The following is a 22,820-nucleotide window of genomic DNA, read 5'->3' as shown; positions in this document are numbered from 1 at the left end:
ACCGCGGCGGAGGTCGCGGAGGGTGAGCAAAAATGCCGCATTTCCGGGGATTTGGGTATTTCCCTTCCATCCGCCGGGTTGATTTACAGGCACTTCTATGGTCCCAATGCGATCAGGGGATGGACGCCCGCAAGGGCGGAAGCTAGAAGGCTAATAGTTGAGCAAGGGGGTTGGCCATAGAAGGTACCCTAACTCGACCCGCTCGCAGGACGCGAGCCATCATCCTTGAGGATCATCGATAGTGAGTGGAGCCAATCAGAAGATGCGCGTGATTCTGGCCCAGCCCCGCGGCTTCTGCGCCGGCGTCGAGCGAGCCGTCGAGATCGTCGAGCTGGCGATCCGCAAATATGGGCCTCCGGTCTATGTCCGGCACGAGATCGTCCATAACAAGCGCGTCGTCGAAAAGCTGCGCTCGATCGGGGCGCGCTTCGTCGACGAGCTCGATGAAATCCCGGATGGTGCGATCACGGTGTTCTCCGCCCATGGCGTGGCGCAGAAGGTCGCCGACGATGCGGGCCTGCGCGACCTGCCGGTGATCGACGCCACCTGCCCGCTGGTCGCCAAGGTCCATCGCGAGGGCCAGCGCTATGCCGAGCAGGGCTATGACGTGATCCTGATCGGCCATGAGGGCCACCCCGAGGTCGAAGGCACGCGCGGCCGCATTCCCGGCGGCGTGCACCTGGTCTCGTCGGTCGACGATGTCGACCGGCTGCGGGTGCGCGACCCGGCCAAGGTTTCCTACATCACCCAGACGACGCTGTCGGTGGACGACACCCGCGTCATCATCGACAAGCTGAAGCAGCGCTTCCCCCAGGTTGCCGGTCCCGACGTGCGCGACATCTGCTATGCGACGCAGAACCGCCAGCAGGCGGTGCATCTGCTCGCCCAGCATGTCGGCGTGATCCTGGTGGTGGGCTCGCCCAACAGCTCGAACTCCAACCGCCTGCGCGAGATCGCGGCCGAGATGGGGATCCCGAGCTATCTGATCGACACCGCCGAGGATATCGACCCGGCCTGGTTCACCGACATCGATGCCGTCGGCGTCACCGCCGGCGCGTCGGCGCCCGAAGAGCTGGTGCAGGAAGTTCTGACGCGCCTCGGCCAGATCGCGCCGGTCGCGATCGAGAATCTCGAAGGCGTCGAAGAGAATGTCCGCTTCAAGCTGCCCGAGATGCTGTGGGACGTCGCCGGTTCGCCCTATGGGCGGATGGGCCGGCCGCAGGCTCGCGAAGGCGAGCGCAACACCGCCGCAGCCTCGGCCGAATGACCCCCATCCTCGACAGTCGTTTCATCTGAGCGTCGCCGCGCCCGTGACCAGGAGAGCAGCTTGTCCGTTCCGTTGATTCAAAAGATCCATGTCGGTGCCTATCTGATGAAGCAGCGGCTTCAGGGCAAGCAGCGCTATCCGCTGGTGCTCATGCTGGAGCCCTTGTTCCGCTGCAACCTCGCCTGCGCCGGCTGCGGCAAGATCGACTATCCCGACGACATCCTGAACCGGCGCCTCTCGGTCGAGGAATGCGTGGGCGCCGCCGAGGAATGCGGCGCGCCGATCGTCTCCATCGCCGGCGGCGAGCCGCTGCTGCACAAGGAGATGCCGAAGATCGTGGCCGAGCTGGTGAAGCGCCGCCGCTTCATCTATCTCTGCACCAACGCGCTGCTGCTCGAGAAGAAGATCGACCAGTTCAAGCCCAGCCCCTATCTCTGCTTCTCGATCCATCTCGACGGCGACCGCGAGCGCCACGACAAGGTCGTGTGCCAGGACGGCGTCTACGACAAGGCGACCGCCGCGATCAAGGCCGCGCGCGCCAAGGGCTTCCGCGTCAACGTGAACTGCACGCTGTTCGACGGCGAACAGCCGGAGCATGTGGCGCACTTCCTCGACAGCGCGATGGAGATGGGCGTCAGCGGCGTCACCATCTCGCCGGGCTATGCCTATGAGCGCGCGCCCGACCAGCAGCATTTCCTCAAGCGCAGCCAGACCAAGCAGCTGTTCCGCGACGTGTTCCGCTACGGCAAGGGCAAGGGCTGGCGCCTCAACCAGTCGGCCCTGTTCCTCGACTTCCTCGCCGGCAACCAGACCTATCACTGCACGCCCTGGGGCAACCCGACGCGCAACGTGTTCGGCTGGCAGAAGCCCTGCTATCTCCTGGGCGAAGGCCATGTCGCGACCTTTCGCGAGCTGATGGACGACACCAACTGGGACCTCTACGGCACCGGCAATTACGAGAAGTGCGCCGACTGCATGGTCCATTGCGGCTATGAGGCGACCGCGGTCAACGACACGCTGTCGCATCCGGTGAAGGCGATGATGGCGGCGATGCGAGGGCCCAAGACCGACGGGCCGATGGCGCCCGAGATCGCGCTCGACAAGGCGCGGCCCGCCGAATTCGTGTTCGAGCGGCAGCTCCGGCACAACATGGACAAGCTCACGGCCGAGAAGGACGCCTCAGCCAAGACCTCGAGCGAGTGCCGCAGCAGCGCGGCCTAGGCTGACCCGCGCGACGCCCGCGTCGCGCGCGAGGCGGATCAATCCCCAAATCTCGCCGGGCCGGCGCAGCAGCGCGCCGATCAGCGCGCCCAACCGCACCCGGCCGTCGGGTCCCAGCGCCACCAGGGCCGCCCGCGGCAGGTCGCGTTCGGCCGGGTCGAGCACGATCCGCAGGACCGCCATGGGCCGGTCCGCCGCGGCGGCGGCACGCACCACGCCGTGGCTTTCCATGTCGACGGCATGCGCCTCCGTCCCCATCCCCAATCGCGCCTTGTCGCGCGCGGTCGCGACCGCATGATCGCTGCCCGCGATCGAGCAGAGGTGATAGGGAAGCTGCGCCTGGGCCAGCGCGCCGGCGAGCGCCGCAATCAGATCGTCGTCGCAATTGGCGGTCTTGCCGTCGGGCATGACGACGCTCTCGGCCAGGAGGATCGTGCCGGGCGGCATCTGCGCCACCAGCGCGCCGCAATAACCGAGGCTGACCAGGCCGTCGCAGCCGCGCTGAATCAGGGCTTGCGCCGCGATCGCGGCGCGGGCCGGGTCGGCCCCGGCGATTTCGACGAAGCCCGCAACTCCCGGATAGCGCTGCTGCAGGAGCCGCGCCTCGGCGGCGAATCCGACGACGAAGCCCAAGCGGCGGGATCGATCGGGAAGGGCGGCGGCAGAGGCCTGGGGCGTCACCATTATCCCCTCCCCCCTCGAGGGGGAGGGCTAGGGAGGGGGCAGGCTCGTTCGATGAAACAGGGATGTGCTGCTCTCACGCGGCATCTCCTATCGAGTCAGCCCCCTCCCTGACCCTCCCCCTGAACGGGGGAGGGGACAAGTGTCCGAGAGAGCTCACATGCCCCATTTCACGCGGCGCTCGTTGGCGCGCATGAGGTTGCCGTAGCGCGACAGCGCCCAGAGCGGGAAATAGGCGGCGTAGCCGTGATAGCGCAGATAGAAGACGCGGGGGAAACCCACGGCCGTGTACCAGGGCTCGGTCCAGCGCGCGCCTTCGCGGGGCGCCGTCAGGATGTAGTCGACGCCGCGGCGCACGGCCTCGTCCTCGACATCGCCCGTCGCCATCAGGGCGAGCGTCGCCCAGGCCGTCTGCGAGGGCGTCGATTCCTTCACCTCGGCGCGGCGCTCCTGCCAATAGCTGGCGCCGTCCTCGCCCCAGCCGCCATCCTCGCCCTGCCGCGATTTGAGCCAGGCGACTGCGCGGCGGATATAGGGCGCCTGCATGTCCTCGCCGACGATATTGAGGGCGCAGAGCACCGACCAGGTGCCATAGATGTAGTTCGTGCCCCAGCGCCCGAACCAGGAGCCGTCGGGCTGCTGCTCGCGTTTCAGATAGTCCAGCGCGCGGGCCACACAGGGATGGTCGCGGCCATAGCCGATCTGCGCCAGATAGCTCAGCACGCGCGCCGTCACGTCTTCCGTCGGCGGATCGAGCAGCGCGCCGTGATCGGCGAAGGGAATGTGATTGAGATAGTAGTGGGTGTTGTCGGCGTCGAAGGCGCCCCAGCCGCCATTCTTGCTCTGCATCCCGATCAGCCATTCGGTCGCGCGGTCGAGCGAGGCCTGGACCCGCGGATCGGTCGCGGCGCGGCCCGAGCGCGCCAGCGCCATGCCGACCACGGCGGTGTCGTCCACATCGGGGTAGTGCGCATTGCGGAACTGGAAGGCCCAGCCGCCGGGGCGGACATCGGGCCGGCGCGAGATCCAGTCGCCCCTGACGTCGAGGATCTGGCGCTCCAGCAGCCATTCGACGGTCTTGTCGAATCTCGGATCCTTGCCGTCCGCGCCCGCTTCCATCAGCGCATGCCAGGCGAGGCCCGTGTCCCAGATCGGCGACAGGCAAGGCTGGCAATAGCCCTCGGTCGGAGACTTTACCAGGAGCTTGCGGATCGCCGACATGGCGGTGACACGGTGCGGGTGATCCTTGGGATAGCCCAGCACGTCGAACGCCATGACCGCGTAGGCCATCGCCGGATAGATGCCGCCCAGCCCGTCATCGCCATTGAGGCGCGGCACCACGAAATCGATCGCGCGCTGAATCGCGCGCTCGCGCATGGGGCCAGGAACAAAGCGCTCCAGCGGCCGCAGGATGCGATCGAGCGCGAGAAAGGCCTCGCCGATCCATTTGCCGGTCGGATTGACCAGGTAATGCCGCTCCCGCTCGGGCGGCGTCACGAACAGCTCCCGGACGTCGACCCGCTTCGGGTTTCGCGCCCGCGGGCGCTTGGCCATCACCACCAGCATCGGCGCCAGCACCGTGCGCGACCAATAGGCGACCTTGTCGAGATGGAACGGAAACCATTTCGGCAGGAGCATGATCTCGACCGGCATCACCGGCACGGCGCGCCAGGGCATTTCGCCGAAGAGGGCGAGCGCGATGCGGGTGAAAACGTTGGCGCGGGCGGCACCGCCATGGGCCAGGATCGCCTCGCGGGCACGGCGCATATGCGGCGCCTCGATATCGTCGCCGGCCAGCTTCAGCGCGTAATAGGCTTTGACCGAGGCGCTGATATTGAAGTCGCCCTCATGGAACAGCGGCCAGCCGCCATGACTGCCCTGGATGCGGCGCAGATAGCGCGCCAATTCCTGCTCGAGCGGCTCGTCGATCTCATCGAGGAAATGCTCGAGCATGATGTATTCGGCCGGGATGGTCGCGTCGGCCTCGAGCTCGAAACACCATTCGCCCTCGCGGGCCTGCAGGCCGAACAGCGCGGCCGCGGCGTTATCGACCGTGCGGTCGACCCGGCTCAGCAGCAGGGGATCCGGGCGCGTCGAGGCCAAGCCCGCCTCGTCGGAACGCGGCGTGCCCAGCGGCGGCAAAGTGGAGTGAGGCGTTCTCTCGTCCATCCGAACTCAATTCAAACCCGGCGCGCGACCTTCACCCGATGAGGAGGCCGCAGGCCAGGCGGCCATGGCGCTGGCGGAAGCCCCCCCTCGCCGGCGTGGAACCCAAACCCGATCGGCGTCCGGCCGTCGCCGCGGCGCCGACGGCCAGCGCGGCCGCGGTGACCCCGGAGCGGATCGCGCCTTCAATTGTGGCGGGCAGTCCTGTCTCGGTCCAATCGCCCGCGAGCCACAGATTGTCAAGGGTTCCGGCCGCCGCGGGCCGACGCCGCAGCTGGGCGGGGGTCTGGGCGAAGGTGGCCTGCTTCTCCTTGACGATGCGCCAGGGCGGGAGGGGAGCGCCCGTTTGCCCCAGGGCGGCCGCCACATCGACCCAGAGGCGCGGCGCCAGCGTCTCGGCCGGCTCATCGGCCAGCGCGTCGGCCGCACTGACGGTCACGCTCGCCACGTCGCCGCGGAAGAACACCCAATGGGCCGTGCCGCCCAGGAGCGCCAGGAAGGGAATGCCATTGGCCGGCGCATAGGCCCGGGGCAGCCGGTAATGGGCATTGACGATCGCCCGCATCTCGGTGGGCGCGGTCAGGGCCGGCAGCAGCGACGCCGCAACCGGGGCCGGCACCGCCAGCACCAGGCGGTCGGCAGGCCCCAGCGCGAGGCTCGTAACATTGAACTGCAAGGCCGTGGCGCGGCGGTTCTCGATCGTCAGGCTGCGCAACCGCGTCGCGAAGCGGGTCTCGACGCCGAGCGATGCCAGCCGCCGCAAGGCGGGCTCGATGAAGCTTTCGGAGAGGCCCTCGCGCACGATCAGGGCCCGGCAATCCCGGCCGCCTCTGGCGAAGCTCAAGCCCAGCATCCGGCCGAGCAGCCAGGCCGAGCCCTCCTCGGGCGCGGTGTTGAGCACGGCCACGGACAAGGGCTCGACCAGGGCGCGATAGACCGGACCCTGGTCCGGCGCCAGCGCCGCCACGGTCTGGGACCGGTTCGCGCGCATCAGCCGCCACAGCACCGCATAGTCGCGGGCCCGGCTGCCGGGTACGCGCCGGTGCGGCGAAAAGATCCACCAGGGCAGGCGGCCGGCATTGGGCCGGAGCGTGAAGCGCGCGCCCGTCGCCAGATCGAGATAGGGGAAGACGGGTTCGGGCTGCTCGATCAGGCTGCCGCGGGCGCCGATCGCGGTGAGGAAATCGAGGGCCGCGTGATTGGCGCTGAACAGCAGGTGATTGCCGTTGTCGATGCGCCGCCCCAGCTCGCGATCCTCATAGGAGCGGCAGCGCCCGCCGGCGTGATTGGCGGCCTCGTGCAGCAGCACTCGCTCGCCGGCCTCGGCCAGCCGCAAGGCGGCGCTGAGGCCCGCGAGCCCCGCTCCGACGACATGAACGACGCCGCGCTCCGATGGGCCGGCCGTCACCACAACACCTTGGCGAGCGCGAGGCGCAGCTTCTCGCCCTTGCTCAGCCGGACCTTCGGCTCGAGTTTGTGGAAGCCCAGCGCCACGAGCTTGGCGAGCAGGCGGTGATAGATTCCCTCGATGATGCGCGCCGGCGTCATCGGCCGATGCGGCAGCCGCTTCAGCGCCTCGCCGGCTTCGGCGAAGCGCAGCTCGGCCGCGCGCGCGACCTCGAGGCAGACCTGCGGCAGCGCCGGATGGGCGACGGCCGCGGCCGGCGATGCCGGCACGCCATGCTGTTGCAAAAGCTCGCGCGGCAGATAGAGCCGCCCGTCGCGTGCATCCTCGGCGACGTCGCGCAGCAGATTGGTGAGCTGGACCGCCTCTCCCAGCGAGGTCGCGAGCCGATAGCCTTCGGGTCCGGGCGCGCCGAACACATGGACCGAAAGATGCCCGACCGCACCCGCGACGCGCGCGCAATAGAGTCGCAAGGTGGGCCAGTCGGGCGCCACCACCGGGCCGTTGGCATCCATCTCGCAGCCGTCGATCACAGCGAGGAAATCCTCGCGGCGCAGCGCGAAGCGCGCGACCGGCTCGACCAGGGCGCGGGCCACCGCATGGCTTGGGCGGCCTTCATAGAGCCGCTCGATCTCGGCGCGCCATTCGGCGAGGCCGGCGCGCTTGCTTTCGATCGGCGCCGGCTCGTCGGCGATATCGTCGACCGCGCGGCAGAAGGCATAGATCGCAAACATGGCTTCACGCTTGGCGCGCGGCAGGAGCCGCATCGACCAATAGAAGGACGTGCCTGACCGTTCGACCCGTTCGGCCATTTCGGCACGGTCAGCGTCATCGGCGCGCCAGGGCTGTGTCGCTTGATCGGCCATCAGGTGGGAACTCACTTTCACTCTCGTCGGGCGCAGAATAGCCCAGGGCCGCGCTGTCACGAAACTCAATTACATTTGCAATTTCAATGGTCTGTAATGGTGTTGCCGGTCCTCATGCGAATCCGTCGAACTGTTTCATCGGCGCCATCGGCGATGTGCCAAGCACGGGAGCTCGGCAAAACAGCACTTCAATTCTCAAATCGATATCCATACGTCAATCTATAAGTGCACAAAGCTAATAGTTTTGTCAATTTATAAGTTGACCAAAAGAATAATTTGTATACTTATAACGATACTGCATGAGACAGAATGTAGGTTCATAGGTTGACAGTGGCCACCAAAACCATCGCCCGGCAGCAATATCGGCGCATCATCGACAGCGCCGCCCGTCACGCCGATCTGCGTATGCCACCCGAGGGTTGGCTGAAGACCGTGCGCAAGGCGCTTGGCATGTCCGGGGTTCAACTTGCGAAGAAGATGAGGGTCACGCGAGCCCGCATCGCGCAGGCGGAACGCGCCGAGCGGGACGGTGCCGCTAGTTTGAAGTCCATGAAGGCGGCCGCCGAAGCGATGGGCTGTCGGTTCGTGTACGCCGTCGTCCCCGAAAAGCGCATTGAAGACATCATCACGGCACAAGCCCGGAAGAAGGCCTTGGCACTGGTCGCTGCGGCCAGCACCCATATGGCCATGGAAAATCAGGCTCTGCCAAACGACAAAATCGCCGAGGAGATCGAACGCCTCACGCGCGAAATGGCGCGGGAGATGCCGCCCGATCTCTGGAACGACAAATAACGGCTGCCATGGAGTCCTCCGACGGAGCGACGCCGCTCGATCCCAACGAGACCGGCGGCTTGAAATTCAGGCACATCACGACGCGCGAGGAGCTCGATGAGCTCGAGCAGGCGAATATCGAATCCGGCATGCGTTGGCTGGCGCGCTACAGAGGCGACGTACTCACAGACGCCTTTGCCGTCACCCTCCATAGCCGGTTGTTCGGCGAGGTGTGGGATTGGGCGGGCTCGTTCCGGCGGACCGGCAAGAATATCGGTGTCGATCCAATCCACATCAGCGTGGAGCTTCGCGCATCGATGGATGACGCGCGGTACTGGGCCGGCCACGGAACCTACCCCGCTTCGGAAGCAGCGATCAGGCTGCATCATCGGCTCGTCCAGATTCATCCGTTTCCGAACGGCAATGGCAGGCACGCCCGCATCCTGGCGGATACGGTGCTCGCGCATGTTTATGACGCCCCACCCATCGATTGGGCTGGCGGGCATGACCTCGGGAGACTGACCGAGCGACGAACCGCATACATCGCCGCCCTCCGAGCAGCGGATCGAGGCGACATCGGTCCCCTGCTCGCTTTCATCGGCCCGCGTGCGGATCTCTAGGCACCAGCCCGACTCTCCAGCCACCCCACCGGTAGCGGGATGGGGTCGCGGATTCACCCTTTCGGCGGTGCGCTCGGTCGCGGCGTACGCAATACCAGCGCCACGCCCCAGAGCCCGGCCGCCGCGAACTGGCCCTTGCTCAGTTGCACGCGCGTCGCCACCGGATCGCGCCGGCTGAGTTCGATCAGCAGCCGGTCGGCGATGCGCCAGATGAAGGCCGCTTCCATCGCAAAGCGACGGCTGCGGAACTGATCGGGCAAGGGCCGCGCCCGGCGCACCAGCTCGGCCGTATGGTCGAGGCAGCGGTCGATGACCTGGCGCAAGGCCGGCGTCGAGGCCGGGCCGTCGAGATCGGCGATGCTGCCGCCGGCCTCGATCAGCCAGGGCTCCGGCAGATAGACCCGATCGAGCGCGCGGTAGTCCTTTTGGCAATCCTGCAGATGGTTCAGCACCTGGAGCGCATTGCAGAGCGCATCGGAGGCGACATAGCAGTGCCGGCCCTCGCCATGGAGATCGATCAGATAGCGGCCGACGGGGGCGGCCGAGTTGTTGCAATAGCCCATCAGGTCCTCCCAGTCGCGATAGCGTCCCTGGATGGCGTCCTGCTTGAAGGCGATGGTGAGATCGGTGCCGTGGCGAAAGGGCACGCCGGTCTCGATCATGCTGGCGCGCAGGGCGAGCGCCTTCGCGTAGTCCGGGCCGCCCTGGCCGGTCGAGAGCGCCTCGGCGAAGCCGTCGAGGCGGCGGATCTTCTCCGCGGCCGGCAGGTCGGGATTGTCGGCGATGTCGTCGATGGTGCGGGCGAAGGCGTAATAGCGCGCGATATGCGGACGCAGGGCCGGCGGCAGGAGCCAGGAACCGACGGGGAAATTCTCGTCGCCGGCCCCCTTGCCCGAGGGAGTCTCGACCGCGCTGGAGAGGCTGCTGTCTTTCATCGGCCTCTACCTAGCCGCTGGCGAGCGGCTTGGCCAGACCGCCGGAGCTTCGTCATGGCGCCGGAGGATCGGCGACGCCGGCGCGGCCATAGTCGCGGCCCTTCCATCGATTGCCGCCGCGCCGGTAATAGAGCCGCGCGGAATCGATCGTCATCAGCGTGTAGAGCAGTCCCGCCTTGGGCAGGAGCAGCGCCTCGATCGGGGAACGGCCATAGTGGCGCAGCATCGGCGCATAGGAGGCCGCCATCAGCAGCCAGGCCAGGACGCCGACGAGGCCGGCTTCGGAATCTTCGTGGAGCGGCCAGGTGAGCACCAGCAGCGGCGGCGCCAGATAGAGCAGCAGCATGCCGATGACGGTGCCGATCAGGAGCAGCGGCGAATGCATCAACTGCGTATAGGCCGAGCGCGCCACCATGCCCCAGATCGGCCAGAGCGTGGTGTAGCCGCGCAGGCTCGTGGTGTCGTCCGCGAGGCCCAGCCAGAGCCGGCCGCCGCTTTCCTTGACCGCGCGCGCGAGCGAGCAATCGTCGATCAGCCGGCCCCGGATGGCCTCGATACCGCCGATGCGGGTGAGCGCCGAGGCGCGGATCAGCACGCAGCCGCCGGCCGCGGCGGCCGTCTTCCGCTTGGGATCGTTGGCCCAGGAGAAGGGATAGAGCTTCTGGAAGAAATACACGAAGGCCGGGATCAGCACCCGCTCCCAGAAACTGGCGCATTGCAGGCGCGCCATCAGCGAAACCAGATCGGCCTTGTGCGCCTCGGCCTGTGCGACCAGCCGGCGCAACTGGTGCGGGCCGTGACCGATATCGGCATCGGTGAAGAGAAAGAACTCGACATAGGGGTCGAGCTCCTTGGCCCGCTCGACGCCCTGGGCCAGCGCCCACAGCTTCCCGGTCCAGCCTTCGGCCAAGGGGCCGCCGGCCAGAACCGTCACGGTCCGGTCGTCCGGCGCCGCGCGCGCCACCGATGCCGCGATCCCTGCGGTGCCATCGCTGCTGCCATCGTCGACCATGAGGATCGAGAGCGAGCCCGGATAGTCCTGGGCAACCAGACGCTCCAGCACTTCCTTGATGGTCTCGGCCTCGTCGCGGGCCGGAAGAACGGCCACCACCCGAGGCCAATGCGTCGGGTCCATCGGGTCCTGGGGCAAACGCTCGCGCGCGCGCCAAAAGCCGCCATGAAACAGGAGCAAATAGGTCCATGCCGCGAGACTGATCGCGCCGATCAGAAACAGCACTGGAAGTCCCCCCGTTAATGCACCGCAGCGCGGCTCTCGACCTGACGACGGGCTTCGGCGCGCGCGGATTGATCGGCCGCCGCCACTTCCTCGAGATCGGCGGCCGCACCCGCATTGACGCGGGCGAGGCAGCTTTCGACGATGGCGGCAATATCGAGGAACGCGATGCGTCCATCGAGGAAAGCCTGGACGGCGATCTCGTTGGCGGCGTTGAGCACGACCGGGGCGCCGCCGCCGGTGCGCAGGGCCTGGCGCGCGAGCCGCAGGGCGGGGAAGCGGATATCGTCGGGCGCCTCGAAGGTCAGGGTCGAGACCTTGGCGAAATCGAGCCGCTCGCTGGGGCAACCCATGCGCTTGGGCCAGGCCAGCGCCACCGCGATCGGCGTGCGCATGTCGGGCGTGCCCAACTGCGCCAGCACCGACCCGTCAACATAGGAAACCATGGAATGGATCACCGATTGCGGATGGACCAGCACGTCGATGCGGCTCTCAGGCATGTTGAAAAGATGCTGCGCCTCGATGATTTCAAGGCCCTTGTTCATCATGGTCGCGGAATCGATCGAGATTTTTGCGCCCATGCTCCAATTGGGATGTTTCACCGCCTGGGCCGGCGTGGCGTTCTTCATCACCTCATGGCCCACGGTGCGGAAGGGACCGCCCGAGGCCGTCAGGATGATGCGATCGACCGCCTCGCGCCGCTCGGTCTCGAACACCTGGAAGATCGCGCTATGCTCGGAATCGACCGGCAGCAGCGTCGCCTTGTGGCGCTTGACCTCACCCATCATCAGGGCGCCGGCGCAGACCAGGGTTTCCTTGTTGGCGAGCCCGATCACGGCGCCGCGGCGCACGGCGGCCAAGGTCGGCTTCAGGCCGGCGGCGCCCACGATCGAGGCCATCACCCACTCGGCCGGCCGTTGCGCCGCTTCGGTCACGGCCTCGGCGCCGGCCGCGAGCTCGGTGCCGGTTCCCGCCAGCGCTTCCTTCAGCTCCGCATAACGGGCCGGGTTGGCGACCACGGCCAGCTTCGGCTTCAGCAGACGTGCCTGCTCCGTCAGCAGCGCGACATTGTCGCTGCCCGTCAGGGCCTCGATACGATAGGCCCCCGGGTGGCGCCGGATCAGATCGACGGTGTTGCGGCCCACCGACCCTGTGGACCCCAGGATCGTGACGCTGCGCGGTTCGGCGGAAGGAACAGGCTTGAGGACGGCGTCGCGCGCCGTTCGGGTCGACATTGGAAAAGAAACTCCTAGCCCAGGGCCAGAAGCGACCCTAGCACGGAACCGCCCGGGCCGGGAGGGGAAGGATCGGAGGCGGAGCGCCGCGACGGCGCCCTAAAACCCCACTAAATGAGTGTGTTAGAGGGACTCCCCGAACAGCCGCCTAGCCGGTGCGGCGATGACGCAGCGAATTCACCGTCTGGCGCTCGTCGGCGGCGCGCTGATACCAGGCGCCGAATTCGGAGACGGCCTTGATCCAGGTCTCGGCCGCATCCCCGCGGGCGATCTCGAAGGCGTCGAAGCCGCAGCGATGGAGATAGAGCAGCTGGTCGCGCAGCACGCGGCCGACCGCCCGCAACTCGCCCTCATAGCGGTAGCGCTGGCGCAGCAGGCGCGCGGTCGAATAACCCCGCCCGTCGTTGAACTTCGGGAAATCCACTTCGATCAGCTCCAGGCGCGCGAGATCGGGTTCCAGGCTCTCCACCAGATCCGCCGGTTCCAGCCGCACGCCGAGCGGCCAGCCGCGCGCGATCAGCGCCGCGCGCTCCGCCACCCAACGCTTCAGGCCGACGACGACCTGGCCCTCGGCCGGCACGGGGTCGTCGTCGCCGACGAAATGCCACGGGTCTTCGGCGACCCGGCCATATTTAAGCAGCGGCATAGAGCTTCTCCTTGAAGGGCGCCATCCCGACCCGCCGATAGGTCGCGAGGAACTTCTCGCCCTCCAGGCGCAGGCCGAGATAGGTGTCGACGATGGTCTCGATGGCGTCCGCCACCTTTTCGCGCGGCACGGACGGCCCGATGATCTTGCCCAGGCTCGACTGCTCGTCGGCGCTGCCGCCGAGCGTGATCTGGTAGAACTCCTCGCCGTTCTTATCGACGCCGAGGATGCCGATATGGCCGACATGGTGGTGGCCGCAGGCATTGATGCAGCCCGACATCTTGATGCGCAGCTCGCCGATCTCCTGCTGGCGCTCGATATCGGCGAAGCGCCGGCTGATGGCCTGGGCCACCGGGATCGCACGCGCATTGGCGAGGCTGCAATAATCGAGCCCCGGGCAGGCGATCATGTCGGTCACCAGGCCGGCATTGGCCTCGCCCAGATTGAGCGACTTCAAGACCGTCCAGACGGCCGCCAGATCGGACTGCTTCACGTTGGGCAGCACCAGGTTCTGGTCATGGGTCACGCGGATCTCGCCCAGGCTGTAGCGGTCGGCGAGATCGGCGATCGCATCCATCTGGTCGGAGGTGGCATCGCCCGGCACCCCGCCGATCGGTTTCAGGGTCACGGTGACGATGGCATAGCCCGGCTGCTTGTGCGGCGAGACATTGCTGCGGGCCCAGCGCGCGAAGCTGCGATCGTCGAGCTTTGCAGCGATGAACTCCCCCGAATCCGCCGGCAGGGTTTCATAGACCGGCGGCGCGAAGAAGGCATGGATGCGATCGATCTCGGCCTGCTGCAGCTCGACCGTGCCCTCGGCCTTGATCTTCTGGAACTCTTCCTCGGTCTGGCGCGCATATTCGGCGGCACCGAGAGCACCGACCAGGATTTTGATGCGGGCCTTGTAGATATTGTCGCGCCGGCCGGCGCGGTTATAGACGCGCAATGCGGCTTCGAGATAGGCGAGCAGGTCGGCCTTGGGCAGGAAGTCGCGGATGGTGGGCGCCAGCATCGGCGTGCGGCCCTGGCCGCCGCCGATCATGACCTCGAAGCCGACCTCGCCTTCGGCGTTGCGCTTGATCGCGAGGCCGATGTCGTGGACGCGCAAGGCCGCGCGGTCATGCGCGCTGCCCGTCACCGCGATCTTGAACTTGCGCGGCAGAAAGGTGAATTCCGGATGGAACGTCGACCATTGCCGGATGATCTCGCACCAGGGCCGCGGATCCTCGATCTCCTCGGCGGCGACGCCGGCGAACTGATCGGCCGTGGTGTTGCGGATGCAGTTGCCGGAGGTCTGGATGGCATGCATCTCGACTTCGGCCAGGGCCGCCAGGATGTCGGGCGATTCGGCCAGCCGCGTCCAGTTGAACTGGATGTTCTGGCGCGTGGTGAAATGGCCATAGCCGCGATCCCAGCGCCGGCCGATCTCGGCCAGCCGGCGCAGCTGGGCCGAGGAAAGCGTGCCATAGGGAATGGCGATGCGAAGCATATAGGCATGGAGCTGGAGATAGAGGCCGTTCATCAGCCGCAGCGGCCGGAACTCCTCTTCGGAGAGCTCGCCCGAAAGCCGGCGGCGAACCTGGTCGCGGAACTGCGTGACGCGCTCCTCGACGATCTGCCGGTCGTAGCTGTCATAGCGGTACATCGTCAGTCTCTCCCGTTCGCCCGTCGCGGCTCGACGTCGGGCGTGAAATCATGGGGCACGGTCGGGCCCTCGGCCCGGATGCGTTCGCGCCAGCTCCTATGCTGCCAATGGCCGGGCGCGCCCTCGACCTCGACCAGATAGGGACCCACGACGAGCTGCCTGGCGACGTCGGCTTCGGCGAGCGCCAGGAGGGCCTTCGCGTCGGGCTCGCCGACGACGCCCTGCGCCGCGCCGATATGCGTGGTCCAGCGGCCTTCCGGGGTGCGGTAGACCACCGTGCCGTTGACGAGCTCGTTGGCGGTGACGATCTGCGAGGTCATGCGCGCAACCGCTCCGCGGCAAGGCCGGCGCTCTCGAGCGCCGACTGCCGCGCCGCCGCCGCGACGTCACCGATCAGGATGATCGCCGGGCCGGAGATTTCATGGCGGGCCACCAGCGCTGCCAGCTCGTTGATCGATCCCGACAGCACGCGCTCGTCGGGCCTTGTACCGTTCTCGATCACGGCCACCGGCGTTGCCGGATCGAGACCGCCTTCGAGCAGGCGCTGCTGCAGCCGTGGTGCGGCGCCGATGCCCATATAGATCGCCAAGGTGCGATGGGGACCGGCCAAGCTCGACCAGTCGAGCGCGGGCTCGCCCTCGGATCCTTCCGCGGTCGCGAAGATCACGGCCTGGGCCGCGTCGCGATGGGTCAGGGCCACGCGCGCCGAGGCGGCGCAACCCAGGGCCGCGGTGATACCGGGCACGATCTCGACCGCGATGCCTTCGCGTTCCAGATGCTCCAGCTCCTCGCCGCCGCGTCCGAAGATGAAGGGATCGCCGCCCTTGAGCCGCACCACGCGGTTGCCCGCGCGGGCCTCGCGCGCCAGCAGCCGATTGATCTCGGGCTGCGGCAGGCTGTGATGGCCCCGCGCCTTGCCGACCCCGATGCGTCGCGCATCGCGCCGCGCCAGGTCGAGCACCGCCGGCGCGACCAGCCGGTCATGGACGATGACGTCGGCTTCCTGCAGCAGGCGATGCGCCTTCAAGGTCAGGAGTTCCGGATCGCCCGGCCCTGCCCCCACCAGTGCCACACGGCCTTGCGCCGGGTCGTTGGCAGCGGCGCTGTTGACGAGCGTCAGCATGCGCTCGGCCGCCTGGCTCTCGCGGCCGTCGAGCACCGCGGTCGCGACCGGGCCGTCGAAGACCTGTTCCCAGAAACGCAGACGAAGCTGACGGTTGCCGATCTTGGCGGCGACGGCGCCGCGGAAGCGCTCGGCGAAACGCGCGAGTGCGCCGAGGCGCGCCGGCAGCATGGCCTCGATCGCGGCGCGCAGACGGCGCGCCAGCAAGGGAGCGGCACCCGCGGTCGAGATGCCGATCACGACTGGATCGCGATCGACGATGGCGGGCACGATGAAGTCGGAGAGGCCGGCGCGATCGACCACATTGACCGGCACGCGCGCCGCCTTGGCAAGCGCCGCACCGGCGCGATCCCGGGTTTCGTCGCCGGTGGCGATCACCGCGAGTGCCGCATCGGCGAAATGGGTGGCGGCCAGTTCCTCGGCGCGCCATTCGGCGGCACCCTCTTCGACCGCGAGCGCCATCTCGCGCTCGATAGCCGGCGCGACGACCAGCAGAGAGGCGCCCGCCTTGCGCAGGAGACGCAGCTTCTGCAGCGCGGTCTCGCCGCCGCCCGCGAGCAGGACGCGACGACCGGAGAGATCGAAGAAAACCGGAAATACGTTCATGGACCGGGCCCCTTCCGAGGCCGAATTCTGGGACCCTTGCCGGCCCCATGGCGGGCCCGCCGGATTTTCCGGCTGGCGAGGGTATTTCACATTTCCAGACGCGCAAGAGTCAAACGAAATCCTCTCACCAGTCGTGTTATTATAATTCAACACAATACAAACTAGTTAAATATTACCTTGCATCGACTTCTTTTTTATATTTCATATTATTAAAGGAGATTCAGTGGCGCCGACACGGCGTGGCGGGGCGTTGCGGCGGCTTCAGCCATGATGGCCGGCCTTACCGAATTGTCGCAGGGATCGGAGTTGAATTCAGCGATCCTCGGGGTCCCTCAGAGACCGAGCCCCTTCATGCCTTCTGCGGTATAGCGCTGGCCAGCCACCGCCTCCGGCGGGAACATCCGATCGAGCGTGGCGATCTCCTCGGCCGAGAGCCGGATCGTGGCCGCGCTGGCGTTCTGGATGACATAGGCCGACCGCTTGGTGCCCGGAATCGGGATCACATGACGGTGTTTGCCGAGGAGCCAGGCGAGCGCCATCTGGGCCGGCGTGGCGTGCCGCGCCTTGGCAAAATCGGCCAGCGCCTCGGTCAGCTTGCGATTGCGCTCGAGGGCGTCGGCCTGAAAGCGAGGATTGTTGCGGCGGAAGTCCGTGGGCGCCAGCGCGTCGGTCGAGGTCAGGGTGCCGGTGAGGAAGGCGCGGCCCAGCGGGCTGTAGGCGGCGAAACTCACACCCAGTTCGCGGCAGGTCTGCAGCAGCTCCGTCTCGGGCTCGCGGCTCCAGAGCGAATATTCGGTCTGCAAGGCGGTGATCGGATGGATCTTGTGGGCACGCCGCAAGCTGGCGGCCGACACCTCCGAGAGACCCAGCCAGCGGACCTTGCCGGCTTCGACCAGCTTGGCCATCGCCGCCACGGTCTCCTCGATCGGCCGCGCCGGCTCCAGCCGGTGGGCGTAATAGAGATCGATCCGCTCGATCCCGAGCCGGCGCAAGGAGGCGTCGCAGGCCTCGGCGATATAGGCTGGCGAATTGTCGATCCGGCGCTCATAGCGCCCTTCCTGGCGCACGATGCCGAACTTGGTGGCGAGCGTGACTTTGCCGCGATGATCCTTCAGGAAGCGGCCGACCAGCTCCTCATTGTGCCCGAAGCCATAGGTGTCGGCGGTGTCGAAGAAATCGATGCCTTGGTCCAGCGCCGTCGCCAATGTCTGCAGCGAGGTCGCGTCGTCGCGCGTCCCGTAGAACTCCGACATGCCCATGCAGCCGAGGCCGAGAGCGGAAACCTGATGACCGGTACGGCCGAGCGGACGGCGTTCCATGGGCGGGCCTCGTGCGGGTGGGTGTGCGAGCAGAGATGGGGCCCGCAGTGTAGGCAATCAAGAAACATGAAGGGAAAGTCAGCGCGTACCGAAGAAACAATCCCTCCCCCCTTGCGGGGGAGGGTTAGGGAGGGGGGGTATCGCGGTCTCGATCGCTGAACGGAATCTCCGAACGCGCTTCGAAGATCGAGTCAGTCACCCCCACCCTGCCCTCTCCCATCAAGGGGCAGGGGAAATCTCCTCGAAATCAATCCGTCAGCAGCACCGGATTGAATCGTGTGTTGCGGTCGTAGAAATCGATGCCTTCGACGCGCTTGAGCCAGGCGACGACGAGATAGGTGAAGGGCGTGGCCAGAATCTCGTAGCCGACCTTGGAAACCCATTCGGTGCCGGCGGCGTTCATCATGACGCCCAGAGGCAGGATGCCGCCGAAGGCGAGCGTCATGAAGATGCTGGTGTCGGCGAGCTGGCCCACCACCGTCGAGCCGATGGTGCGGGTCCAGAGATATTTGCCGTTCGTGGCGATCTTCATCTTCGCCAGCACATAGGAATTGAGGAACTCGCCCACGAGATAGGCGCAGAACGAGGCCAACAGGATCCGGGGCGCGGCACCCAGGATCTGGTCCCAGGCGCCCTGGCCTTCCCAGAAATCGGCGCCGGGCAGGATGCCCGCCACATAGATCGCCAGCACCGCCACGAGATTGCAGCCGAAGCCCAGCCAGATCACCCGGCGCGCCTTGGCGTAGCCGTAAACCTCGGTCAGCACGTCGCCGATGATGTAGCTGATCGGGAACAGCACATTGGCCGCGGTCATGACGAAGCCATGGACCGAGATCAGTTTGACCGCGGTGATATTGGAGATGATGAGGCAGGTGACGAAGAGCGCCGCGATCGTCAGAAGCCGGGGTGAATAGCCGCTCTGCTGCATGATCCTTATGACCTTGTCGGCCGCCCCCAAGGACCCCTGGTCCCGGGCGCCGGCGCATCCTGTCGCAGATTGCCGGCCCCTGCGTCAATGGGACCGCCGGCCGCAAGGGCCCAACCGGTTCAAGGGCGCTTTCCCTCCAGGGCCCAAGGGCCTATAGGATCGCCCCGCCATGCGCACCGCGGATTTCGATTTCAAGCTGCCGCCCGAGCGGATCGCCGACCGGCCCGTGAGCCCGCGCGATGCCGCGCGGCTGCTCGTCGTCCGGAGTGACGGGTTCGAGGACCGCATCTTCCGCGATCTGCCGGCCCTGCTCAGCCCCCGCGACCTGCTGGTGGTGAATGACACCCGTGTGATCCCCGCCCGCCTCGAGGGCAAGCGCGGGGCCGCCCGGATCGAGGCCACGCTGCACAAGGCCGAAGGCCTCGACATCTGGCGCGCCTTCGCCCGGCCCGCCAAGCGGCTCAAGGCCGGCGACATCATCCAGTTCGCCGAGGATTTCAGCGCGCAGGTCCTGGACAAGGGCGAGGCCGGCGAGGTGACGCTGAAATTCCCGGTCGGCGGCGCCGACCTGATCGCGGCCCTCGGGCTCCACGGCCGGATGCCGCTGCCGCCCTATATCCGACGTCCCGAGGGGGCGCTGGCCTCGGATCGCGACGACTACCAGACCATCTTCGCGAAAACCGAGGGTGCCGTGGCGGCCCCGACCGCGTCGCTGCATTTCACGCCGGCTCTGCTCGACGCCTTGTCGCAACGCGGCATCGAGATGGCACGGCTGACGCTCCATGTCGGCGCCGGCACCTTCCTGCCGGTCAAGGCCCAGACGATCGAAGAGCATCGCATGCATGCGGAATGGGGCGAGGTGACGCCCGCCGTCGCCGATGCGGTCAATCGCGCCAAGACCCGGGGCGGGCGGATCGTCGCGGTCGGCACCACCAGCCTGCGGCTCCTGGAATCGGCGGCAACGCCGGAGGGGCGGCTGGTTCCCTTCACCGGCGACACTTCGATCTTCATCACGCCCGGCTACCGCTTCAAGCTGGTGGACCGGCTGGTCACGAACTTCCATCTGCCGCGCTCGACTTTGTTCATGCTGGTCGCGGCCTTCTCCGGGCTCGAACGGATGAAGCGCGCCTATGAACATGCCATCGCCTCGGGCTATCGCTTCTATTCCTACGGCGACGCCTGTCTTCTCGAACCCGATCGAGTCTAGAGTCCCCGCATGACCCTTCGCTACGAACGTCTGGCCCAGGATGGCGTCGCGCGGCGCGGCCGCCTTCACACCGCGCATGGCGCCGTCAACACGCCGGCCTTCATGCCGGTCGGCACGGCCGCGACCGTCAAGGGCATGTGGCCGGAGCAGGTGAAGGCGACGGGTGCGGAGATCATCCTCGGCAACACCTATCACCTGATGCTGCGACCGGGGGCGGAGCGCGTCGCGAGCCTCGGCGGCTTGCATAAATTCATGAACTGGCCGGGCCCGATCCTGACCGATTCCGGCGGCTTCCAGGTCATGTCGCTCTCGGAGTTGCGCAAGATCGACGAGGACGGCGTCACCTTCCGTTCGCATGTCGACGGCAGCAAGCATCACCTGACGCCGGAGCGCTCGATCGAGATCCAGCATCTGCTCGATGCCAATGTCACCATGGCCTTCGACGAATGCACGCCCTTCCCTGCCGAAGCACCGGTCGCCGCGGAATCGATGCACCGCTCGATGCGCTGGGCCGAGCGCTGCAAGGCGGCCTTCAAGGACCGGCCGGGCTACGGCCTGTTCGGCATCGTGCAGGGCAGCGTCTATCCCGAGCTGCGGCGCGAATCCTCGGAATGGCTGACCCGCATCGGCTATGACGGCTATGCGATCGGCGGCCTCGCGGTCGGCGAAGGCCAGGAGATGATGTTCCGCATGATCGAGGCCACCATCCCGTTCCTGCCCGAGGATCGCCCGCGCTATCTCATGGGCGTGGGACGCCCGCTCGATATCGTCGGCGCCGTCCAGCGCGGTATCGACATGTTCGATTGCGTGATGCCGACGCGCTCGGGGCGAACCGGCCAGGCCTTCACCCGGCGCGGCACCATCAATATCCGCAATGCGCGCCATGCTCACGATCCGCGGCCGATCGATGCCGACTGCAGCTGCCCGGTCTGCCGCGATTACGCGCGGGGCTATCTCCATCACCTCTTCAAGGCCGAGGAGATGCTGGGCCCGATGCTGCTCACGGCCCATAATCTCCAGCACTACCAGACGCTGATGGCCGGTTTGCGCGGCGCCATCGAGGCGGGTAGGCTCGACGCCTTCGCCGCCGAAGTGGCGGAAGCGGAGAGCCGCGGCGACATCGACCCGCTGCCCGATCCCCTCGCCGCACCGACTTGAGAGAGAGCCCATGGCGCGAAAATCCCGCCCCGCTTTGACGCAGCTCGGTCACGCGACCAAGCCGCCCGCCTCGCCCGACGAAGCGGTGCTGGAGCGCATCCCCAACTCGCAGCCGCGCGAGCGCTATCTGGTGCGCTTCGCCTGCCCGGAGTTCACCTCGATCTGCCCCGTCACCGGCCAGCCCGACTTCGCCCATATCGTGATCGACTATGTGCCGAAAGCCTGGATCGTCGAGAGCAAGTCGCTGAAGCTCTATCTGGGATCCTTCCGCAACCACGGCGCCTTCCATGAGGATTGCACCGTCACGATCGGCAAGCGGCTGGTCGACGAATTGAAGCCGCATTGGCTGCGGATCGCCGGCTATTGGTATCCGCGCGGCGGCATCCCGATCGACGTGTTCTGGCAGACCGGCGCGCCGCCGAAGAATCTCTGGCTGCCGGAGCAGGGCGTGGCACCTTATCGTGGGCGTGGTTGAGAGCACACTCAACCGTCATCCCCGCGAAAGCGGGGACCCATCCTGATCCAGGTCGCCGGCTTTGAAATGGGTCCCCGCTTTCGCGGGGATGACGGCGAGAGCGAAGGCCGCAAAGAATTCCCTGTGGCCCGGCCTCTCGTGGAAGGGGAGAGAAACCATTGCTCGCGCCGGCCCGCCCCTCGATCGACGACCCCAAGGCGCTGATCCGCGATCAGGCGCTGGCCTTGGGATTCGACGCGGTCGGATTCGCGCCGGCCTCGCAGAGCGAACGCGCCCGTCAGGGGCTCGCCGAATTCCTCGCGCGCGGCATGCAGGGCGATATGGGCTGGCTGGCCGCGCGCAGCGACCAGCGCGCCGACCCGCAAACGCTGTGGCCCGAGGCGCGCAGCGTGATCGTGCTGGCGATGAATTACGGACCGGCCGAGGACCCGCTGCCTATGCTCGAACGCCGCGAGCGGGGCGCCATTTCCGTCTATGCGCGCGGCAAGGATTATCACGAGCTGGTCAAGAGCCGGCTCAAGGCGCTGGCGCGCATCATGACCGAGAAGCTGGGACCCTCGCTCAAGGTCTTCGTCGACACCGCCCCGGTGATGGAGAAGCCGCTGGCCGAAGCCGCCGGCCTCGGCTGGCAGGGCAAGCACACCAATCTGGTGTCGCGCACCCATGGCTCCTGGCTTTTCCTGGGCGAGATCTTCACCGACTTGGCGCTCGCGCCCGACGCGCCGGAGAACGATCATTGCGGCCATTGCCAGCGCTGCCTCGACATCTGCCCGACCGCGGCCTTCCCCGCGCCCTACAAGCTCGATGCCCGGCGCTGCATCTCCTATCTGACGATCGAGCATAAGGGCCATATCCCGCGCGAGTTCCGCGGGCCCATGGGCAATCGCATCTATGGCTGCGACGATTGCCTGGCGGTCTGCCCCTGGAACAAATTTGCCAGCGCCAGCCGGCATGACGCCTTCTGGCCGCGGGCCGAGATCACGGCGCCGCGCCTCGCCGATCTGGCCGAGCTCGACGATGCCGGGTTCCGGCAGCTCTTCGCCGGCACCGCGATCAAGCGCACCGGACGCGACCGCTTCCTGCGCAATGTGCTGATCGCGATCGGCAATAGCGGCGAGACGGCGCTGGCGGAGACCGCCATCCGCCGGCTCGGCGACACCTCGCCTCTGGTCCGCGCCATGGCGGTCTGGGCGCTGGCGCGGCTGCTCGACGACACCGCGTTCCATGGTTTGCGCGACGCGCATCTCCCGTTAGAGTCCGATGCCGGGGTGCGCGCCGAATGGCTTGGCGGGGACGCCGCGACGGCCTGACG

Annotated in this window: 21 protein-coding genes; 8 read left to right on the top strand and 13 right to left on the bottom strand. The window is 67.2% G+C overall.

Features of this window, described 5'->3' with window-relative positions; all coding sequences use genetic code 11:
- Positions 1-262: 262 nt before the first annotated feature.
- Together ispH and hpnH are read left to right on the top strand one after the other, a co-directional pair.
- Positions 263-1,267 (top strand): 4-hydroxy-3-methylbut-2-enyl diphosphate reductase, encoded by a 1,005-nt coding sequence (gene ispH, locus FRZ44_RS02140; RefSeq protein ID WP_151180127.1) that lies wholly within the window; start codon positions 263-265, stop codon positions 1,265-1,267.
- Between the two features lie 60 nt (positions 1,268-1,327).
- Positions 1,328-2,488 (top strand): adenosyl-hopene transferase HpnH, encoded by a 1,161-nt coding sequence (gene hpnH, locus FRZ44_RS02135; RefSeq protein WP_151175623.1) that lies wholly within the window; start codon positions 1,328-1,330, stop codon positions 2,486-2,488.
- Here the strand turns inward: hpnH and FRZ44_RS02130 are convergent.
- The 4 genes from FRZ44_RS02130 to hpnD form a co-directional block, all read right to left on the bottom strand.
- The gene (locus tag FRZ44_RS02130) at positions 2,447-3,172 is read right to left on the bottom strand and encodes a phosphorylase family protein (protein WP_151175622.1); all 726 of its coding nucleotides are present in this window, start codon (positions 3,170-3,172) and stop codon (positions 2,447-2,449) included. The genes hpnH and FRZ44_RS02130 overlap by 42 nt on opposite strands.
- Before the next feature lie 153 nt (positions 3,173-3,325).
- Positions 3,326-5,338 (bottom strand): squalene--hopene cyclase, encoded by a 2,013-nt coding sequence (gene shc, locus FRZ44_RS02125; protein ID WP_151175621.1) that lies wholly within the window; start codon positions 5,336-5,338, stop codon positions 3,326-3,328.
- Positions 5,339-5,369: 31 nt separating this feature from the next.
- Complete coding sequence (gene hpnE, locus FRZ44_RS02120; protein ID WP_151175620.1) at positions 5,370-6,743, bottom strand: hydroxysqualene dehydroxylase HpnE; 1,374 nt, start codon at positions 6,741-6,743, stop codon at positions 5,370-5,372.
- Entirely contained in the window at positions 6,740-7,606 is an 867-nt protein-coding gene (gene hpnD / locus FRZ44_RS02115) for a presqualene diphosphate synthase HpnD (protein ID WP_151175619.1), read from the bottom strand. Before hpnD ends, hpnE begins: the two co-directional genes overlap by 4 nt.
- Positions 7,607-7,936: 330 nt before the next feature.
- Here hpnD and FRZ44_RS02110 point away from each other — a divergent pair, with 330 nt between their 5' ends.
- Together FRZ44_RS02110 and FRZ44_RS02105 are read left to right on the top strand one after the other, a co-directional pair.
- On the top strand, positions 7,937-8,398 hold the full coding sequence (locus tag FRZ44_RS02110) for a mobile mystery protein A (protein WP_151175618.1): 462 nt from the start codon (positions 7,937-7,939) through the stop codon (positions 8,396-8,398).
- Between the two features lie 8 nt (positions 8,399-8,406).
- A complete protein-coding gene (locus FRZ44_RS02105) occupies positions 8,407-8,997 on the top strand; it encodes a mobile mystery protein B (protein ID WP_151175617.1) in 591 nt (196 codons plus the stop codon).
- A 53-nt stretch (positions 8,998-9,050) separates the two neighbouring features.
- Here FRZ44_RS02105 and hpnC read toward each other — a convergent pair whose 3' ends face one another.
- The 9 genes from hpnC to FRZ44_RS02060 form a co-directional block, all read right to left on the bottom strand.
- Entirely contained in the window at positions 9,051-9,932 is an 882-nt protein-coding gene (hpnC, locus tag FRZ44_RS02100; protein ID WP_151175616.1) for a squalene synthase HpnC, read from the bottom strand.
- Positions 9,933-9,984: 52 nt separating this feature from the next.
- Complete coding sequence (locus tag FRZ44_RS02095; protein WP_191908371.1) at positions 9,985-11,169, bottom strand: glycosyltransferase; 1,185 nt, start codon at positions 11,167-11,169, stop codon at positions 9,985-9,987.
- A gap of 14 nt (positions 11,170-11,183) precedes the next feature.
- Complete coding sequence (locus FRZ44_RS02090) at positions 11,184-12,401, bottom strand: 1-deoxy-D-xylulose-5-phosphate reductoisomerase (protein ID WP_151175615.1); 1,218 nt, start codon at positions 12,399-12,401, stop codon at positions 11,184-11,186.
- Between the two features lie 148 nt (positions 12,402-12,549).
- On the bottom strand, positions 12,550-13,047 hold the full coding sequence (locus tag FRZ44_RS02085; protein ID WP_151175614.1) for a DUF934 domain-containing protein: 498 nt from the start codon (positions 13,045-13,047) through the stop codon (positions 12,550-12,552).
- Positions 13,034-14,692, bottom strand: a complete 1,659-nt coding sequence (locus tag FRZ44_RS02080) for a nitrite/sulfite reductase (protein WP_151175613.1) — start codon at positions 14,690-14,692, stop codon at positions 13,034-13,036. The genes FRZ44_RS02085 and FRZ44_RS02080 overlap by 14 nt, the downstream gene beginning before the upstream one ends.
- A gap of 2 nt (positions 14,693-14,694) precedes the next feature.
- Positions 14,695-15,012: a DUF2849 domain-containing protein gene (locus FRZ44_RS02075; RefSeq protein WP_151175612.1), complete on the bottom strand. Its 318-nt coding sequence runs from the start codon at positions 15,010-15,012 to the stop codon at positions 14,695-14,697.
- The gene (gene cysG, locus FRZ44_RS02070) at positions 15,009-16,421 is read right to left on the bottom strand and encodes a siroheme synthase CysG (protein ID WP_151175611.1); all 1,413 of its coding nucleotides are present in this window, start codon (positions 16,419-16,421) and stop codon (positions 15,009-15,011) included. Before cysG ends, FRZ44_RS02075 begins: the two co-directional genes overlap by 4 nt.
- A gap of 332 nt (positions 16,422-16,753) precedes the next feature.
- A complete protein-coding gene (locus tag FRZ44_RS02065; protein WP_151175610.1) occupies positions 16,754-17,740 on the bottom strand; it encodes an aldo/keto reductase in 987 nt (328 codons plus the stop codon).
- A 247-nt stretch (positions 17,741-17,987) separates the two neighbouring features.
- Positions 17,988-18,668 carry a queuosine precursor transporter gene (locus tag FRZ44_RS02060; RefSeq protein WP_151175609.1) on the bottom strand — a complete coding sequence of 227 codons (681 nt, stop codon included), beginning with the start codon at positions 18,666-18,668 and terminating at the stop codon, positions 17,988-17,990.
- A 169-nt stretch (positions 18,669-18,837) separates the two neighbouring features.
- Between FRZ44_RS02060 and queA the strand changes: the two genes are divergently transcribed.
- The 4 genes from queA (at position 18,838) to queG (ending at position 22,818) form a co-directional block, all read left to right on the top strand.
- The gene (gene queA, locus FRZ44_RS02055; RefSeq protein ID WP_151175608.1) at positions 18,838-19,875 is read left to right on the top strand and encodes a tRNA preQ1(34) S-adenosylmethionine ribosyltransferase-isomerase QueA; all 1,038 of its coding nucleotides are present in this window, start codon (positions 18,838-18,840) and stop codon (positions 19,873-19,875) included.
- A 9-nt stretch (positions 19,876-19,884) separates the two neighbouring features.
- Complete coding sequence (tgt, locus tag FRZ44_RS02050; RefSeq protein WP_151175607.1) at positions 19,885-21,033, top strand: tRNA guanosine(34) transglycosylase Tgt; 1,149 nt, start codon at positions 19,885-19,887, stop codon at positions 21,031-21,033.
- 10 nt (positions 21,034-21,043) lie between these two features.
- A complete protein-coding gene (gene queF, locus FRZ44_RS02045; protein WP_151175606.1) occupies positions 21,044-21,508 on the top strand; it encodes a preQ(1) synthase in 465 nt (154 codons plus the stop codon).
- A gap of 158 nt (positions 21,509-21,666) precedes the next feature.
- Positions 21,667-22,818 (top strand): tRNA epoxyqueuosine(34) reductase QueG, encoded by a 1,152-nt coding sequence (gene queG / locus FRZ44_RS02040; protein WP_151175605.1) that lies wholly within the window; start codon positions 21,667-21,669, stop codon positions 22,816-22,818.
- Positions 22,819-22,820: the final 2 nt, after the last annotated feature.

The sequence above is a fragment of the Hypericibacter terrae genome (assembly GCF_008728855.1).
GTDB classification, from domain to species: Bacteria; Pseudomonadota; Alphaproteobacteria; order Dongiales; family Dongiaceae; genus Hypericibacter; species Hypericibacter terrae.
Note: the sequence above shows the minus strand (reverse complement) of the source record. Positions and strands in the feature narration are given on the sequence as shown.